Origin of the sequence: Streptomyces sp. NPDC047117 (assembly GCF_040643545.1) — a bacterium.
GTDB lineage: Bacteria > Actinomycetota > Actinomycetes > Streptomycetales > Streptomycetaceae > Streptomyces.
The window spans coordinates 107,801-123,191 of the sequence record NZ_JBEYUN010000013.1 but is presented as its reverse complement, the minus strand read 5'-3'; the positions used below and the strand labels follow the sequence as shown (position 1 = coordinate 123,191).

Sequence of the window (15,391 nt, the reverse complement as noted above, 5' to 3'; positions counted from 1 at the left end):
GCCTCAGCGTGCGAACCGCTCCTGTACGTCCGGGCGTTCGGCCAGCTTCGCCGGATAGCCCGGGCCCATCCGGGCGTGGGTGTTCTCCGCCGTCATCGGCTCGCCGCAGTCGGCGCAGACCACCTCGGCGTGGCTCTCGTGTCCGCACGGATCGTGGTGGAAGACGACCGGCGGCCCCTGCTCGCCGGCCAGCCAGCGGTCGCCCCAGCGGTTCATGGCCAGCAGGACGGTGAAGAAGTCGCGGCCCTTCTCGGTGAGGACGTAGTCGTACCGCACCGGCTCGGTCTGGTACGGCCGCTTCTCCAGCAGCCCCTCGTCCACCAGCCGGCGCAGCCGGTCCGTCAGGGTGTTGCGGGCGATGCCCAGCGCCTCCTGGAGCGCGTCGAACCGGTGGATTCCGTAGAACGCCTCGCGCAGCACCAGCGGCGTCCACCAGTCGCCCAGCAGGTCCATCGTGCGGGCGATCGAGCAGGGCCAGCGGGCAAAGGAAGTGCGCCTCATGGCCGCCAGGATACGGAAGGCCGGGCGCCAGGTCTTTTGACGAGACCCAGCAGGCAGGAGCCGCTACGTCACCCGGCAGGCCGGAGCCGCTACGTCCGCTTGCCGCGCGCGAGGAGGCCGACGACGGAGAGGGTGCCCCAGCCCACGGAGACGGCGACGGCCTTCCGCCGCGTGGCCGGGTCCGGGAGCGTGGCGCCGAGCAGGACCGCGTCCCCGAAGTCGGCGGCGATCCGGACCAGCGCGGCCGTCCGCAGCGCGGGCCCCTCGGGAGCCAGGGCCAGCGCGACACCGCTCGCCGCGTCCCGCCAGGCGAGCGGCCGCAGCGAGATCCGGGCCTCCTCCGCCACCCGGCCGTCCGCGTCCGCCAGCCCCGAAGGGCGGGCGAGCAGATCGGGCACGGCCGTCACGGCCACGCCGTACAGCGCCGTCGCCGCGCCCACCGCTCGTAGCAACCCCACGCGCATGTCCCCGCCTCGCTGTTTGTCGCCGTCCGCCGCTGTCCGTGGCTCCGGCCATTGTCACGGTACGGGCGCCGGAAGCGCGGCCGGACACGGGGACCGGCGCATACCGGTCGGTATCTGCTCAGTACACCTTTCCCTGTCGCAAGGGTGGACGCCGCTGATCAGCGCGGCCTAGCGTGGCCCTGCCCCGACGAGCCGGAGGAGCCGAGTGAGCGACGTGAGCGGGACGCCCGAGACCCAGGTACGCACCACTACGCCCGCGCCGGGCGTGCTGCAGATCGCGCTGGACGGCCCGGCCCGCCGCAACGCACTGGGCAACGGCGCCATCCGCGGTCTGGAGGACGCGGTACGGGAAGCCGAGGACGACGCGGTACGGGCCGTCGTCCTCACCGGCACCGGCGGGCACTTCTGCGCGGGCGCCGACCTCAAGGCGCCCCGGATGCCTGGCCGCGGCGTCGCGGGACCGGCCAAGCGGCTGGGGCTGCTGCAGGGCACGGTGGACCGGCTGCACCGGCTGCCGAAGCCGGTGCTCGCGGCGGTGGAGGGCGCGGCGGTCGGCATCGGCTGGTCGTACGCGCTGGCCTGCGACATGACCGTGGCCGGCGAAAGCGCCTTCTTCGCCTCGCCGTTCGTGGAACGCGGCCTCGTGCCGGACGGCGGCTGCGCGTGGTTCCTGGCCCAGGCGGTCGGCACCCGGCGCGCCGCGGAGCTGACGATGCTGGGCGAACGGCTGCCGGCCGCCGGGGCTGAGGCGATGGGGCTGGTCAACCGGGTGGTGCCGGACGGCAGCGCGCTCAAGGAGGCGCTGGAGCTGGCGGTACGGCTGGCCGCCGGGGCGCCCGACGCGCTGATGCTCACCAAGCGCATGCTGACCGCGGCCGGCAACTCGCCCTCGCTGCGCGACTATCTGGACCAGGAGTGGCTCGCGGCGGCCCTGGACCTCACCGGCCCGGACCCGGTCGAGGGCGTCGCGGCCTTCCGCGAGCGGCGCGCCCCCGACTTCCGCCACCACTGACGGCCGCTACTCGGCTCCCTCCGTGAACCGGGCCCGCAGCTCGCGCTTGAGGACCTTGTGGCTCGGGCCGAGCGGGTAGGCGTCGACGAACTCGACGCGGCGCGGGTACTTGTACTTGGCCAGCCGCTCCCTGGACCAGTCGATGATCTCCTCGGCGGTGGGCGCGGGGTCCGCGTGTTTGTCGCGAATGAGGACGGCGCAGACCTCCTCGCCGTGGGTGGCGTGCGGCAGGCCGATCACCGCGGCCTCCGCGATGCCCGGGTGGCGCAGCAGCTCCTCCTCCACCTCGCGCGGGTAGACGTTGAACCCGCCGCGGATGATCAGGTCCTTCTTGCGGTCGACGATGCGGAGGAACCCGTCGGCGTCCTTCGTGCCGATGTCCCCGGTGCGGAACCACCCTCCCCCGCCGGCTACGCCCTCACTGCCAGGGGCACCCCCACCCACCAGGGCCGCCGCGGTCTCCTCCGGGCGGCCGAGGTAACCGGCGAAGACGTTGTGGCCGCGCACGACGACCTCGCCCGGCTCGCCGGCGGGCAGCAGCTCGATGCGGTCGGCCGGTTCGGGCGCCGCGATCTCCACGTCCACGCCCCAGATCGCGTGGCCCACGCTGCCCGCGCGGGTGCCGAAGACGGGCTGGTTGACGGCCGCGGTCGGCGAGGTCTCGGAGAGCCCGTACCCCTCGTACACCTCGGTGTCGAACACCTCGGTGAACTTCTCCAGCACCGGCACCGGGAGCGAGGCGCCGCCCGAGACGCACCGGCGCAGCCGGGGCAGTTCGGCCGCCCCGCCCGCGGCCTCCAGGAGCCGTACGTACATGGTCGGCACGCCCTGGAAGGTGTTGACGCCCTCCCGCACCATCAGCTCCAGGGCCGCGGCGGCGTCGAAGCGCGGCTGGAGGACGAGCGTGGCGCCGCGGCGCCAGGAGGAGTTCATGCTCGCCGTCTGTCCGAAGGTGTGGTAGAGCGGCAGCGCTCCGAGGGTGATGTCGTCCGGCTGCACCTCGTGGGAGTCGAACGCGTTGACGGTGGCGTTCATGACCAGGCTGAGGTGGGTGAGGACGGCGCCCTTGGGGACGCCGGTGGTGCCGCTGGTGTAGAAGACCACGGCCGGGTCCTCGGCCTCGCGGGTGGCGTAGGTGGGCAGCGGCGCCACGGTCTCCGCCAGGTCCTCCAGCCGGCCGTCGGCGCCCGGCACCCTGGCCTCGGGCCCGATCGTGACCATCCGTGCGCCCGTGGCGGCCGCGGCCTCGCCACCGGTCGCCGCCTGGCCCGCGTGGCAGAGCAGCAGCTTCGCGCCGCTGTCGCGCAGCACGTGCGCCACCTCGCCCGGCGAGAGCAGCAGGTGGACGGGGACCACGACCGCGCCCGCGGCGAGGATCGCGTAGTAGGCACGCGGGAATTCGGCGGTGTTCGGCGCCATCAGGGCGACCTTGTCGCCGGGCCGCACGCCGAGCGCGCCGAGCGCCGCGGCCTGGGTCCTGGCCTGCCGCCACAGCTCCGCGAAGGTCAGCCGCCGCTCGCCCTCGACGAGGGCGAGGTGGTCGGGGCGGCGGCGGGCGGCCTCGGCGAGGATCGTGGCCAGGGACAGGGTGGTCATGTGCGGATGCTCCTGTTCGCCGTGTACGACGCTGTGTACGACGCGCCCGCTACCCGTAAACTAGCGGTGCAAGTTTTTCGCACCCTACTCCGCCGTAACGCCGCTGAAAAGGGGTGCTCCGCGACCGTCCGGGCACGCACCGTGTAGGGTCCAGCTCCCGCCGGCCCCGCCCAGGAGGTACACCGTGGCCCGCCCGCGCCAGCCACTGCTCAGCCGTGACCGGATCACCGGTGCGGCCCTGCGGATCGTGGACGAGGAAGGGCTCCAGGCCCTCTCGACCCGGCGGCTCGCGGCCGTCCTCGGCGTGACCGGCCCGTCCCTCTACAACCACTTCCGGACCATGGACGCACTGGTCGACGCGCTCGTGGACCAGGTCGTCGGCCAGGTCGACCTGTCGATGTTCGGCCGCCTGGACTGGCGCACGGCACTGCGCGACTGGGCCCGCTCCTACCGCGCGGCCCTCGCCGGCCACCCGAACCTCGTCCCGGCCCTCACCCGTCGGGCCGCGCACCGCCCGAACTCCCTGCGGCTGGCCGACGCCGTCTTCGGCGGCCTGGTCGCGGCCGGCTGGCCCCGCGCGCACGCCACGCACATCGGCGCCTCGATGCGGTACTTCATCACCGGCTCGGCGCTCGGCTCGTTCGCCGCCGGCTTCCCCACCGACGCGGAGCTGTACGCGGGCACCTACCCGCACCTCGACCAGGCCCACCTGCTGGCCCAGCACCAGCGGTCGGTCGACGAGGGCGCCTTCGAGACCGGGCTGGAGGCCCTGCTGGAGGGGCTGGCGGCCCAGTACGCGCGCGTCGTCGGCACGGCGGAAAATCCCCGGTCCGGCGCCGCGCAATGATGGCATGCTGTGGGGGTGAACGGTCCGGAGATCACCATCAACTTCGCCTCTGAGCTGCACGGACTCGCCGCGCCCGCCCGACGCAAAGGCACCACGGCCTTCGTCACCGACGGGTCGTCCACGCTCGGCCACATCGTCGAATCGCTCGGGGTGCCGCTCACGGAGGTCGGCGCGGTGCTCGTCGACGGCCGCGAGCGGCCGGTCTCGTACGTGCCGCGGGAGCGGGAGAGCGTCGAGGTGCTCGCGGTCCGCCGGCCGCAGAACGTGCCCGGCGCGCCGCTGCGCTTCCTCCTCGACGTCCATCTCGGCACGCTCGCGCGCCGGTTGCGGCTGCTGGGCGTGGACGCGGCGTACGAGAGCGAGGACATCGGCGATCCCGAACTGGCCACCCGCTCGGCGGCCCAGCGCCGCGTGCTGCTCTCCCGGGACCGCGGCCTGCTGCGCCGCCGGGAGCTGTGGGCGGGCGCGTTCGTCTACAGCGACCGGCCGGACGAGCAACTCCGGGACGTACTGGGCCGGTTCGCGCCCCGGCTGGCCCCGTGGACGCGCTGCACGGCGTGCAACGGCGAGCTGACGGACGCGGACAAGGAATCGGTGCGCGAGCGGCTGGAGCACGGCACGCGGCGCACGTACGACGTCTTCGCGCAGTGCACCGCCTGCGACCGGGTCTACTGGCGCGGGGCGCACCACGCGAAGCTGGAGGCCATCGTGGACGAGGCGGTACGGGAGTTCGGGGACGCGGTGGCCTGACGGGCCCGCACCGGGCCCGTCAAAACCCGGGCCCGCGTCCCCGCCAGGCTCAGCGCAGCAGCGTCGGGGCCGCCCGGTCCAGCACCTCCTCGATGCGGTCCCAGGCCGCCCGGTCGCGCGGCAGCGGCGGCAGCGCCTCGCCCTCCCCCGCGCCCCAGGCGGTCGCGAGGGCCACCGGGTCGTCCCCGGTCACCGCGCCGGCGGCCAGCGCCGCCGCGCCGAGCGCGACCAGTTCGGTGTGGTGCGGCACGACGAGCGGGCGGCCGGAGAGCCGCCGTACGGTGTCCCGCCAGAAGCGGCCCTGCGCGCCGCCGCCGGTCAGCCGCAGCGGGCGGTCCCGCACCTCCGGCGCCGCGGGGTCCAGGCCGCAGGCGCGCAGCAGTTCGTCCAGCGCGCGCAGCACGGTGAACGCGGCGCCTTCGTACGCCGCGCCGAGCAGCTGCCGCGGGGTGGTGTCGTGACGGATGCCGGTGAGCAGCCCGGAGGCGTGCGGCAGGTCGGGGGTGCGCTCGCCGTCGAGGTACGGCAGGAGGACCGCCGTCCCGCCCGGCTCGGCGTCCGCGCGGTCCAGCCCGAGCAGGGCCGCGACCTTGTCGACGGCGAGCGTGCAGTTCAGGGTGCAGCCGAGGGGGAGGTGGCCGCCGTCGGCGGCGGCGAAGCCCGCGATACCGGGTGCTGCGGGCCGGGTGCGGCTGGCGGCGAAGACGGTGCCGGAGGTGCCGAGGCTGACCACGGGGTGGTCGAGCAGGCCGGCGCCGCCCAGGCCGAGGCCGACGGCGGCGGCCATGTTGTCCCCGGTGCCCGCGGCCACGACGGTGCCGGCGGGCAGCCCGAGCGCGTCGGCGGCGGCCGGGGTCAGCGTGCCGACGCGGGCCGCGCCGGTCGGCGCGACCTCGGGCAGCAGCTTCGCGTCCATGCCGACGAGGTCGAGGAGGTCCGGGTCGTAGGCGCCGGTCGTGGTGGCGTACCAGAGGGTGCCCGAGGCGTCGCCGGGGTCGGTCACGGCGGCGCCGGAGAGGCGCTCGGTGAGGAAGTCGTGCGGCAGCCGGACGGCGGCAGCGGCGTCGGCGGCGGCCGGTTCGTGCTCCCGCAGCCACTGCCATTTGGTGGCGGTCATGGAGGCGACCGGCTCCGACCCCGTACGGGCGAGCCAGCCGGCCGGACCGCCGAGCGCGTCGGTGAGGGCGGCGGCCTGCGGCGCCGAGCGGGTGTCGTTCCACAGCAGGGCCGGGCGCACGGGCCGGCCGGCCGCGTCCAGCACGACGAGGCCGTGCTGCTGCCCCGCGACGGCGATGCCCGCGACGGCGGACGGGTCGGCGCCCGCGTCCTTCAGCCCGGCGGCGACGGCCTCGCCGAGCGCGCTCCACCATGCCTCCGGGTCGCTCTCCCGGGCGCCGTCGGCGCCGGTGACGGTGTGCGGGGCGCGCCCCTGTCCCCGCATGCGGCCGGTATCGATGTCGACGACGACGGCCTTGGTGGCCTGCGTCGAGCTGTCCACGCCGATGACCACGCGCTGCTGTCCGCGCACGCTTCCTCCTTGACGGATTTTCCGGTCGGTCCGCCGTGGGGCTTCCCCGCGACTGCGCCGCATACTAATTTGTTTTCTGCCCTTACTAATAGGTCGGCAGCCTAATAGGTGCGACGCAAGAGAGGTGTCCCATGAGCTACACCCCCACCCCCGAGGACCGGTTCACGTTCGGCCTGTGGACCGTCGGCTGGACCGGCACCGACCCCTTCGGTGTGGCCACCCGACCCGCCCTGGACCCGGTGGAGTCCGTCGAACGGCTGGCGGAGCTGGGCGCGTACGGCGTCACCTTCCACGACGACGACCTGATCCCCTTCGGGTCGGCGGACGCCGAGCGCGACGCGATCGTCAAGCGGTTCCGCGCGGCGCTGGACGCCACCGGCCTGAAGGTCCCGATGGCGACCACGAACCTGTTCACCCACCCGGTCTTCAAGGACGGCGGCTTCACCGCCAACGACCGCGACGTACGCCGCTTCGCGCTCCGCAAGACCATGCGCAACATCGACCTCGCGGCCGAGCTGGGCGCCGAGACGTATGTGGCATGGGGCGGCCGGGAAGGCGCGGAGTCCGGCGGCGCGAAGGACGTGCGCGACGCGCTGGACCGCATGAAGGAGGCCTTCGACCTGCTCGCGGAGTACGTCACCGAGCAGGGCTACGGGCTGCGCTTCGCCATCGAGCCGAAGCCCAACGAGCCGCGCGGCGACATCCTGCTGCCCACCGTCGGCCACGCGCTGGCCTTCATCGAGCGGCTGGAGAGGCCCGAACTGTTCGGTGTGAACCCGGAGGTCGGCCACGAGCAGATGGCCGGGCTGAACTTCCCGCACGGCATCGCGCAGGCCCTGTGGGCGGGCAAGCTCTTCCACCTCGACCTGAACGGCCAGAACGGCATCAAGTACGACCAGGACCTGCGCTTCGGCGCCGGCGACCTGCGACAGGCCTTCTGGCTGGTGGACCTGCTGGAGACCGCCGGTTACGCCGGCCCGCGCCACTTCGACTTCAAGCCGGTGCGCACCGACGGCTACGACGGCGTGTGGGAGTCCGCGAAGAACTGCATGCGCAACTACCTGATCCTGCGCGAGCGGGCCGCCGCGTTCCGGGCCGACCCCGAGGTCCAGCAGGCGCTGCGCGACTCCCGCCTGGACCAGCTCGCGCAGCCCACGGCGGCCGACGGCCTCGCCGCGCTGCGCGCCGACCGCGCCGCGTACGAGGAGTTCGACGTGGCGGCGGCCGCGGGCCGCTCGATGGCCTTCGAGCGCCTCGACCAGCTCGCGATGGAGCACCTGCTCGCGGTCCGCTGACGAAGCGTCGCGGAGGGGCTAGTCCGGCTGCCCCTCCGTGTACGCCACCGGGTCCGCCAGGACCTCCCGTACGACCTGGGCCGCGGCGCCCCGTGCGGCGTCCCCCGAGGAGGACGAGGCGCGCAGCCGCCCGCCGTCCGCGCTCCACAGGCCCGACACCACCCGCCGGGCCAGCTCGGCGTGGGTGGCGGGCGCCAGCCACGGCATGAGCAGCCGGTAGCTGCCGCCGAGCACCACGGCGTCCGGGTCGAAGAGGTTCACCGCGCCCGAGAGCACCAGCCCGAGCCGCCGCCCGGCCTCCTCGATCGCCGCCACCGCACGCGTATCGCCCTGCCGGGCCCGCCGCTCCAGCTCCGTGACGGCGGGCGCCCCGGCCGTGCCCTGCTCCAGCCCCGCGTTGCGCAGCAGCGCCGCCTGGCCCGCGTACTGCTCCAGGCAGCCGCGCGCCCCGCAGCGGCACTCGGGCCCGTCCGGGTCCACCACCACGTGCCCGATCTCGCCCGCGAAGCCGTGCGCCCCGCGCAGCAGTTCACCGTCCAGCACGAGCGCGCCGCCGACGCCGGTCTCGCCCGTCAGGTACAGGAAGCTGCGCACCCGGTCCAGGCCGCCGAACCACAGCTCGGCGAGGGCCGCGCTGTTCGCCTCGTTGTCCGAGCCGACCGGCAGCGGGCGTGCGCCGGGCCGCAGCCGGGCCAGGGCCTGCGCGAACATCCCCTCGGCCGCCACCCCGTTCCAGCCGAGGTTGGGAGCCTGGCGCACCGTGCCGCCGGAGACCAGGCCCGGCACCGCGAGCCGCACCCCGGCCGGGCGCAGCTCCTGCTCCGCGGCGGACTCCAGGGTGCGCGCGGCGATCCGGACGGCGCGGTCGATGACCTCTTCGGGAGGCACGCCCCGGTTGTCGAGGTGGGTGGTGAGCCGGACCCGGTCCGTGCCCGCGAGGTCCACCACGCACACCGAGACGTAGTCGATGTTGATCTCGACGCCGAGCCCGGCCGGGCCGGTGCCCGCGACCTTCAGCACGGTGCCGGGGCGGCCCGCCTGGCCGCTGAAGGTCTTGCCCGACTCGACCAGGAAACCGCCGGCCATGAGCTGCTCGACCAGCGAGGACACCGCCGCGCGGGTCAGCCCCACGCGCGCCGCCACCGCCGCGCGGGTGACCTCGCCCTCGTCGTGCACCACCCGCAGCACCAGGCTGAGGTTGTGCCGCCGCACGGTGGACCTGTCCGCCTTCGCCGCCGGCGGCACCTGAGTGTTCTTCATCGCCCGGTGAGCCTATGCGACCGGGCCCCGGAGCGGACCACGTGTACCGTGGCGAGCCCGTACGCCAGGGAGGCCGCCCGGTGCGTCTGCTGCTGACCGCCGACACCCATCTGCCCAAGCGCGCCAAGGTCCTGCCGGACCCGCTCCTCGCGGAGATCGCGCGCGCGGACGCCGTGCTGCACGCCGGCGACTGGGTGGACACCGCGACGCTGGACCTGCTGGAGGCGCGGGCCCGCCGGGTCATCGGCGTGTACGGCAACAACGACGGGCCGGAGCTGCGGGCCCGGCTGCCGGAGGTGGCACGCGCCGAACTGGGCGGGCTGCGCTTCGGTGTCGTGCACGAGACCGGCGCCGCGCAGGGCCGCGAGCGCCGCTGCGCCGAGCGCTTCCCGGACCTGGACGTGCTGGTCTTCGGCCACAGCCACATCCCCTGGGACACCGTCGCGCCGGGCGGCCTGCGGCTGCTCAACCCCGGCTCCCCGACGGACCGCCGCCGCCAGCCGTACTGCACGTACCTCACCCTGACCGCGGCCGACGGCGAGCTGAGCGACGTGGAGCTGCACCGGCTGCCGCCGCGCCGCTGACGCTTCACCTCCAACGATTCGCCTCCAACCAACGAAAAGTACAGTCCATTTGGTCCGTACCTCTTGACGCTATGTCGCCATGCGATGAACATGCGTCGGGCAAGAGAGCGCTCCCAGGGAATCCCCACCATTCATTTCCTGAACAAGGAGAGACGCCATGCCCGCACGCCGCACCGTCCTGGCCGCCATGGCCGCAGCCGTCCCGGCGGCCGGCCTCCCGGCCCTCGCCACCCCCGCCGCCGCGGCACCCGCCGCACCCGGGAGGCCCGCCGCCCTCCCCGGCGGCGGCGACCTCGGCCCGAACGTCATCGTCTTCGACCCCGGCACCCCGAATATCCAGGGCAAGCTGGACGAGATCTTCCGGCAGCAGGAGAGAGCCCAGTTCGGCACCGGCCGGTACGCACTGCTCTTCAAGCCGGGCACGTACCAGGGCCTCAACGCCCAGCTCGGCTTCTACACCTCCATCGCGGGGCTCGGCCTCTCCCCCGACGACACGTCCATCAACGGCGATGTCACCGTGGACGCGGGCTGGTTCAACGGCAACGCCACGCAGAACTTCTGGCGTTCCGCGGAGAACCTCGCCCTCACCCCGGTCAACGGCACCAACCGCTGGGCGGTCGCGCAGGCCGCGCCGTTCCGCAGGATGCACATCCGCGGCGGGCTGAACCTCGCGCCCGACGGCTACGGCTGGGCCAGCGGCGGCTACATCGCCGACAGCCGCATCGACGGCACGGTGGGCCCTTACTCGCAGCAGCAGTGGTACACCCGCGACAGCTCGGTGGGCGGCTGGACCAACGCGGTGTGGAACATGGTCTTCTCCGGCGTCGAGGGCGCCCCGGCGCAGAGCTTCCCCGAACCGCCGTACACCACCCTGAACACCACCCCCATCTCCCGCGAGAAGCCCTTCCTCTACCTGGACGGCAGCGCGTACCGGGTCTTCCTCCCCGAGAAGCGCACGAACGCCCGCGGCACCACCTGGGGCAACGGCACCCCGCGCGGCACCTCCCTGCCACTGGACCAGTTCTACGTCGCCAAGCCCGGCGTCACCGCCGCCACCCTGAACGCGGCCCTGGAGCAGGGCCTCCACCTGCTGTTCACGCCCGGCATCTACCACGTCGACCGGGCCATCGAGGTCAAGCGCGCCAACACCGTGGTGCTCGGCCTCGGTTACGCGACGATCATCCCGGACAACGGCGCGACGGCCGTGAAGGTCGCCGACGTCGACGGCGTACGGCTCGCCGGCTTCCTGATCGACGCGGGCACCACCAACTCCGCCACCCTCCTGGAGGTCGGCCCCACCGGCGCGTCCGCCGACCACTCCGCCAACCCGACCACCGTCCAGGACGTCTTCATCCGGATCGGCGGCGCGGGCGCGGGCAAGGCCACCGTCAGCATGGTGATCAACAGCCGGCACACGATCGTCGACCACACCTGGGTCTGGCGCGCCGACCACGGCGACGGCGTCGGCTGGGAGACCAACCGCGCCGACTACGGCGTCCGCGTCAACGGCGCCGACGTCCTCGCGACCGGCCTGTTCGTCGAGCACTTCAACAAGTACGACGTGGAGTGGCGCGGCGAGCGCGGCCGGACCATCTTCTTCCAGAACGAGAAGGCGTACGACGCGCCGAACCAGGCCGCGATCCAGAACGGCAGCCTCAAGGGCTTCGCCGCGTACAAGGTCGCCGACTCGGTCACCACGCACGAGGGCTGGGGCATGGGCAGCTACTGCTACTACAACGTGGACCCGACGATCCGCCAGGACCACGGCTTCGCTGCGCCCCGCACCTCCGGGGTGAAGTTCCACGACCTGCTGGTGGTCTCGCTCAGCGGCCACGGCCAGTTCGAGCACGTCATCAACGACACCGGGGCCGCCACCTCGGGCACCGACACCGTGCCGTCGAAGGTGGTCTCCTACCCCTGAGGAGCCCGGGGGCGGACCCCCACCGCCCCCGGCAGCATCACAGCATGATCGCGTAGGCGAGGAAGAAGACCGCGCAGAGCACGACCACGATGCCGATCGCGATCAGCGGCCCCTTGCCCCAGCCCTTGGCCGGGTTGTACGTCTCCTGCGGACCCGCCCAGGGAGTGCTGCCCTCGGCAGGCGGGGTCTCGCCCGGCGGCACGCCACCGCCGGGCTCCAGCCCCGGCGTGCGCCGCGGGTCCGGGTCCGGATTCTGCTCGGTCATACGAACGCCTCTCCTGTTCACGGCGCGGGGCACGCAACATCTACCACGGTGCTCCCGCGGTGCCGGGGTACCGGCGCGTGCTCAGCGCGGCGCCCCGCCGGGTGGCGGAACCCCCGGTGCCCACAGGATCCGGCGCGCCGCCGTGGGGCCCGTTCACATAGCCGCGGAGCGGGACCGCGCGCAGGATCCGGTGCGGTGCTGTACGACGGGTTCCCGGAGGTGCGCATGCGACACGTTCTTCCCTGGACGGCGGCAGGGCTGCTCCTGCTGCTCGGCAGCGTGCCGGCGCCCCCGGCACACGGCGCGGCCCCCGCGGACTGCGCGGACCTGCGGGGCACCACCGTGCCGGCCGCCGCCATCGGACTGCCCACCGGGGGCGGCGAGGTGACGACCGCCCAGGAGGTGCCCGGCACCCAGTCCCTCGGCGCGTACTGCCGGGTGGAGCTGGCCGTGCGCCCGGTGGACCGCGCGGCGCCGGACATCACCGTACGGATCGGCCTGCCGGCCGGCTGGAACCACAAGGCGGTGATGTTCGGCGGCGGGGGCTACGACGGCGCCGTGCCGGACGTCGCGGGCAACGTGCCGTTCGGCACGGCAGGCGGCCCCACCCCGCTGGCGCGCGGGTACGCCACCTTCGCGAGCGACTCCGGCCACCGCTCGCAGGCCGCCGATCCCTCGCTCGACGGCTCGTTCGCCCGCAACGACGAGGCGCTGCGCAACTTCGCGGGCGACGCGCTGAAGAAGACCCGCGACGCGGCGCTGTACGTCATCGGGAAGCGGTACGGCGACGGGCCGCCCCGGCAGTCCTACTTCGCGGGCGGCTCGACCGGCGGGCGCGAGGCGCTGGCCGTCGCGCAGCGCTGGCCGCGCGACTTCGACGGCGTGATCTCCGCCTACCCGGCCTGGAACGCGGCGAGCCTGGACCTGTTCTTCGGGTACGAGGCACAGGTCCTGGCGCGCCCCGGCGCGTTCCTGAACCAGGCGGAGCAACGCCTGCTGTACGACCGGGTGCTGGCGGCCTGCGACGGCGACGACGGGCTCCGCGACGGTGTGATCTCGGACGAGGCGGGCTGCCGCTTCGACCCGCGCGTGCTGCGCTGCCGGGACGGCGCCGACCGCGGTGACGCCTGCCTCTCGGACCCGCAGATCCGCGCCGTGCGCATGCTGTCCTCGCGCTTCACCTGGCCCTACCGCATCGCGAGCGGCGAGCGGAGCTACCCGGGCTTCCCCTTCCTTTCCGGGGCCGACATGACCACGCCGCGGCTGGGCATGGGCACCACGGCGCCGGCCGACCCGATGCCGGCGACCAGCGGGTACGGCGTGCGCTTCTGGGACCAGTGGGTGAAGCATTTCGTCACCCGCGACCCGGCGGCCGGCGCGCTGTCGGTCGACCCGCGCCGGCCGGGCCCCTGGCGGGAGCGCATCAGCGCGCTGTCGGCCCTCCAGGATGTCAACGATCCGGACCTGCGGCCCTTCGCGGCGGCCGGCGGGCGGCTGCTGCTCCTGCACGGCACCGCCGACGAACTGGTCAGCCACCGCTCGACCGTGGAGTACGCCGAGCGGATGCGGAAGGTCATGGGGAAGCGGGCGGCGGACGCGTTCGCGCGCTTCTACCTCGTGCCCGGCGCCAACCACGCCAACGTCGACGCCGCGTTCGCCGCGGGCTGGGACTCGCTCGGCGCCCTCGACACCTGGGTGGAGCGCGGCACCGCGCCCGCACACCCGGTGGTCGCGGACAACTCCCCTGCCGGGAACGGCCGTACGCGGCCGCTCTGCGCCTACCCGGGCCGGCCGCGGTACACCGGCGGCGACCCCGGCCGCGCGGACAGCTTCCGGTGCGTCCGCTGACCCCGGCGGCCGGGGGGCCGTCCCCGGTCAGCGGCTCCCGCGGGCGGCGAGGGCGTGGACCACGTCCGCCGTCGCCGGATAGAGGTCGCGGTACAGCCCGTACAGCTCGGCGTACTCCGCGGCGGCCGCCGGGTCCGGCACGACCGTCTCCCGCACCGGGTTCCAGTCGTCGGCCGTGACGTCGCCGAGGAGCTGAGCGGCGAGCAGGGCGCCGCCGTAGCTCGCGCCGATGGAGGTTGTACGAACCTCCTGCTCACGGCCGGTGACGTCGGAGACGATCTGCGTCCAGAGCCCGCCCTGCGTGCCGCCGCCCACCGCGACGGCCCGCCGGATGTCGCCGCCGACCGCCTCGATGGCCTCGATGTTGTGCCGGACGCCGAACGCGGTGGCCTCCAGCGCCGCGCGGTAGAGGTCGCCGCGGGTGTGGGAGAGGGTGAGGCCCGCGATGACGCCGCGGGCCTGCGGGTCCATGACCGGCGTCCGTTCGCCCGCGAAGTACGGCAGCATCAGCAGGCCGTTGGCCCCGGTGCCGGACGCCTCGGCCGCCCGCAGCAGATCGGCGTGGTCGGGCGCGCCGGTCAGATCGCGCAGCCAGGCGGTGACCGCGCCGGAGGTGGCCATGCCGCCGGCGAGGTTGCGGGTGCCGGGCAGCGCGCCGACGGTGCTCCACAGGGCGGGCGCGGTGAGCAGCCCCGGCACGGTGTGAACGAGGAACATCGTCGTGCCGTACATCAGCATCAGGTCGCCGACGGAGTGCGCGCCGACGCTCAGGGCCTCGGCCCAGGCGTCGACCGTGCCGGTGATGACGGGGATGCCGGCCGGCAGGCCGGTCTGCCGGGCGGCCTCGGCGGTGACGGTGCCGGCGGCCTCGCCGGACCAGCGCAGCGGCGGAAGTTCCAGGTCCGGGCAGATCAGTTCGGTCCACGGCGCGTACCAGTCGCGGGCGACGGTGTCGTAGAGCGGCGTGGTCTGGCTCGCGGAGTGGTGGTCCAGGACGTAGGCACCGGTGAGCTTACGGACCAGCCAGGAGCTGGGCATGTAGAGGCGGCGGGCGCGGGCGAACACTTCCGGCTCCTCGTCCGCGACCCACGCGATCTTCGCCCCGGCGGCCTGGCTGCTGAGCCCCGATCCGCAGCGCGCCCGGATCTCCTCGGCGCCCAGCCGCTCTTCCAGCCGGGCGATCTGCTCGGTGGCGCGGGTGTCGACGCCGTACAGGATCGCGGGCCGCAGCGGCACGTCGTCGGCGTCGGTGAGCAGGACGCACGGGCCCATGCCGCTGACGCCGACGGCGCCGACCTCGGGCCCGCCGTCCGCGGTCAGCTCACGGACGAGCGAGCCGAACTCCTCCCACCAGACGGCGGCGTCCATCTCGACGTGTCCCGGGGCCGGCCGGTCGACGGTGTGCTCGCGGACGGCCGAGCGGAGCAGTGTGCCGTCCGGCCCGACCAGGACGCCCTTGCTGCTGGAGGTGCCGATGTCGACACCGATCACTGCGTGAGGAACCATGCGCACACGTTCGC

General features: G+C 74.2%; 14 protein-coding genes. 7 read left to right on the top strand and 7 right to left on the bottom strand.

Annotated features, from left to right (window positions below):
- Window positions 1-3: 3 nt before the first annotated feature.
- Window positions 4-501 carry a helix-turn-helix domain-containing protein gene (locus tag ABZ840_RS24655; protein ID WP_361562291.1) on the bottom strand — a complete coding sequence of 166 codons (498 nt, stop codon included), beginning with the start codon at window positions 499-501 and terminating at the stop codon, window positions 4-6.
- An 89-nt stretch (window positions 502-590) separates the two neighbouring features.
- Window positions 591-965 (bottom strand): hypothetical protein, encoded by a 375-nt coding sequence (locus tag ABZ840_RS24650; RefSeq protein ID WP_361562289.1) that lies wholly within the window; start codon window positions 963-965, stop codon window positions 591-593.
- A 205-nt stretch (window positions 966-1,170) separates the two neighbouring features.
- On the opposite strand from ABZ840_RS24650, the gene ABZ840_RS24645 reads away from it, so the two are divergent.
- Entirely contained in the window at window positions 1,171-1,977 is an 807-nt protein-coding gene (locus tag ABZ840_RS24645) for an enoyl-CoA hydratase-related protein (protein ID WP_361562287.1), read from the top strand.
- A 6-nt stretch (window positions 1,978-1,983) separates the two neighbouring features.
- On the opposite strand, the gene ABZ840_RS24640 is transcribed toward ABZ840_RS24645, so the two are convergent.
- Window positions 1,984-3,573, bottom strand: coding sequence for a long-chain fatty acid--CoA ligase (locus tag ABZ840_RS24640; RefSeq protein WP_361562286.1), 1,590 nt, complete (start codon window positions 3,571-3,573; stop codon window positions 1,984-1,986).
- 184 nt (window positions 3,574-3,757) lie between these two features.
- Between ABZ840_RS24640 and ABZ840_RS24635 the strand changes: the two genes are divergently transcribed.
- Window positions 3,758-4,420, top strand: a complete 663-nt coding sequence (locus tag ABZ840_RS24635; RefSeq protein WP_361562284.1) for a TetR/AcrR family transcriptional regulator — start codon at window positions 3,758-3,760, stop codon at window positions 4,418-4,420.
- A gap of 15 nt (window positions 4,421-4,435) precedes the next feature.
- Complete coding sequence (locus ABZ840_RS24630; protein ID WP_361562282.1) at window positions 4,436-5,170, top strand: Mut7-C RNAse domain-containing protein; 735 nt, start codon at window positions 4,436-4,438, stop codon at window positions 5,168-5,170.
- Between the two features lie 49 nt (window positions 5,171-5,219).
- On the opposite strand, the gene xylB is transcribed toward ABZ840_RS24630, so the two are convergent.
- On the bottom strand, window positions 5,220-6,698 hold the full coding sequence (xylB, locus tag ABZ840_RS24625; protein WP_361562281.1) for a xylulokinase: 1,479 nt from the start codon (window positions 6,696-6,698) through the stop codon (window positions 5,220-5,222).
- A gap of 131 nt (window positions 6,699-6,829) precedes the next feature.
- On the opposite strand from xylB, the gene xylA reads away from it, so the two are divergent.
- Complete coding sequence (gene xylA, locus ABZ840_RS24620; protein ID WP_361562279.1) at window positions 6,830-7,993, top strand: xylose isomerase; 1,164 nt, start codon at window positions 6,830-6,832, stop codon at window positions 7,991-7,993.
- An 18-nt stretch (window positions 7,994-8,011) separates the two neighbouring features.
- Here xylA and ABZ840_RS24615 read toward each other — a convergent pair whose 3' ends face one another.
- Entirely contained in the window at window positions 8,012-9,253 is a 1,242-nt protein-coding gene (locus tag ABZ840_RS24615) for an ROK family transcriptional regulator (protein ID WP_361562277.1), read from the bottom strand.
- 80 nt (window positions 9,254-9,333) lie between these two features.
- Between ABZ840_RS24615 and ABZ840_RS24610 the strand changes: the two genes are divergently transcribed.
- Window positions 9,334-9,837, top strand: coding sequence for a metallophosphoesterase (locus ABZ840_RS24610; RefSeq protein ID WP_361562276.1), 504 nt, complete (start codon window positions 9,334-9,336; stop codon window positions 9,835-9,837).
- Between the two features lie 157 nt (window positions 9,838-9,994).
- Window positions 9,995-11,758, top strand: coding sequence for a coagulation factor 5/8 type domain-containing protein (locus ABZ840_RS24605; RefSeq protein WP_361562275.1), 1,764 nt, complete (start codon window positions 9,995-9,997; stop codon window positions 11,756-11,758).
- A 37-nt stretch (window positions 11,759-11,795) separates the two neighbouring features.
- Here the strand turns inward: ABZ840_RS24605 and ABZ840_RS24600 are convergent, their stop codons facing one another.
- Window positions 11,796-12,023, bottom strand: coding sequence for a DUF6480 family protein (locus tag ABZ840_RS24600; protein WP_361562274.1), 228 nt, complete (start codon window positions 12,021-12,023; stop codon window positions 11,796-11,798).
- A gap of 225 nt (window positions 12,024-12,248) precedes the next feature.
- Here ABZ840_RS24600 and ABZ840_RS24595 point away from each other — a divergent pair, with 225 nt between their 5' ends.
- Window positions 12,249-13,871 (top strand): tannase/feruloyl esterase family alpha/beta hydrolase, encoded by a 1,623-nt coding sequence (locus tag ABZ840_RS24595; RefSeq protein ID WP_361562273.1) that lies wholly within the window; start codon window positions 12,249-12,251, stop codon window positions 13,869-13,871.
- 27 nt (window positions 13,872-13,898) lie between these two features.
- Here the strand turns inward: ABZ840_RS24595 and ABZ840_RS24590 are convergent, their stop codons facing one another.
- Window positions 13,899-15,377, bottom strand: coding sequence for an FGGY-family carbohydrate kinase (locus ABZ840_RS24590; RefSeq protein ID WP_361562272.1), 1,479 nt, complete (start codon window positions 15,375-15,377; stop codon window positions 13,899-13,901).
- Window positions 15,378-15,391 lie beyond the last annotated feature (14 nt).

Excerpts from the sequence above, each read along its gene's own strand:
- ABZ840_RS24655 (WP_361562291.1), bottom strand. The coding sequence starts at position 501 with ATGAGGCGCACTTCCTTTGCCCGCTGGCCCTGCTCGATCGCCCGCACG.
- ABZ840_RS24650 (WP_361562289.1), bottom strand. The coding sequence starts at position 965 with ATGCGCGTGGGGTTGCTACGAGCGGTGGGCGCGGCGACGGCGCTGTAC.
- ABZ840_RS24640 (WP_361562286.1), bottom strand. The coding sequence starts at position 3,573 with ATGACCACCCTGTCCCTGGCCACGATCCTCGCCGAGGCCGCCCGCCGC.
- xylA (WP_361562279.1), top strand. The coding sequence starts at position 6,830 with ATGAGCTACACCCCCACCCCCGAGGACCGGTTCACGTTCGGCCTGTGG.
- ABZ840_RS24615 (WP_361562277.1), bottom strand. The coding sequence starts at position 9,253 with ATGAAGAACACTCAGGTGCCGCCGGCGGCGAAGGCGGACAGGTCCACC.
- ABZ840_RS24605 (WP_361562275.1), top strand. The coding sequence starts at position 9,995 with ATGCCCGCACGCCGCACCGTCCTGGCCGCCATGGCCGCAGCCGTCCCG.
- ABZ840_RS24600 (WP_361562274.1), bottom strand. The coding sequence starts at position 12,023 with ATGACCGAGCAGAATCCGGACCCGGACCCGCGGCGCACGCCGGGGCTG.
- ABZ840_RS24595 (WP_361562273.1), top strand. The coding sequence starts at position 12,249 with ATGCGACACGTTCTTCCCTGGACGGCGGCAGGGCTGCTCCTGCTGCTC.
- ABZ840_RS24590 (WP_361562272.1), bottom strand. The coding sequence starts at position 15,377 with ATGGTTCCTCACGCAGTGATCGGTGTCGACATCGGCACCTCCAGCAGC.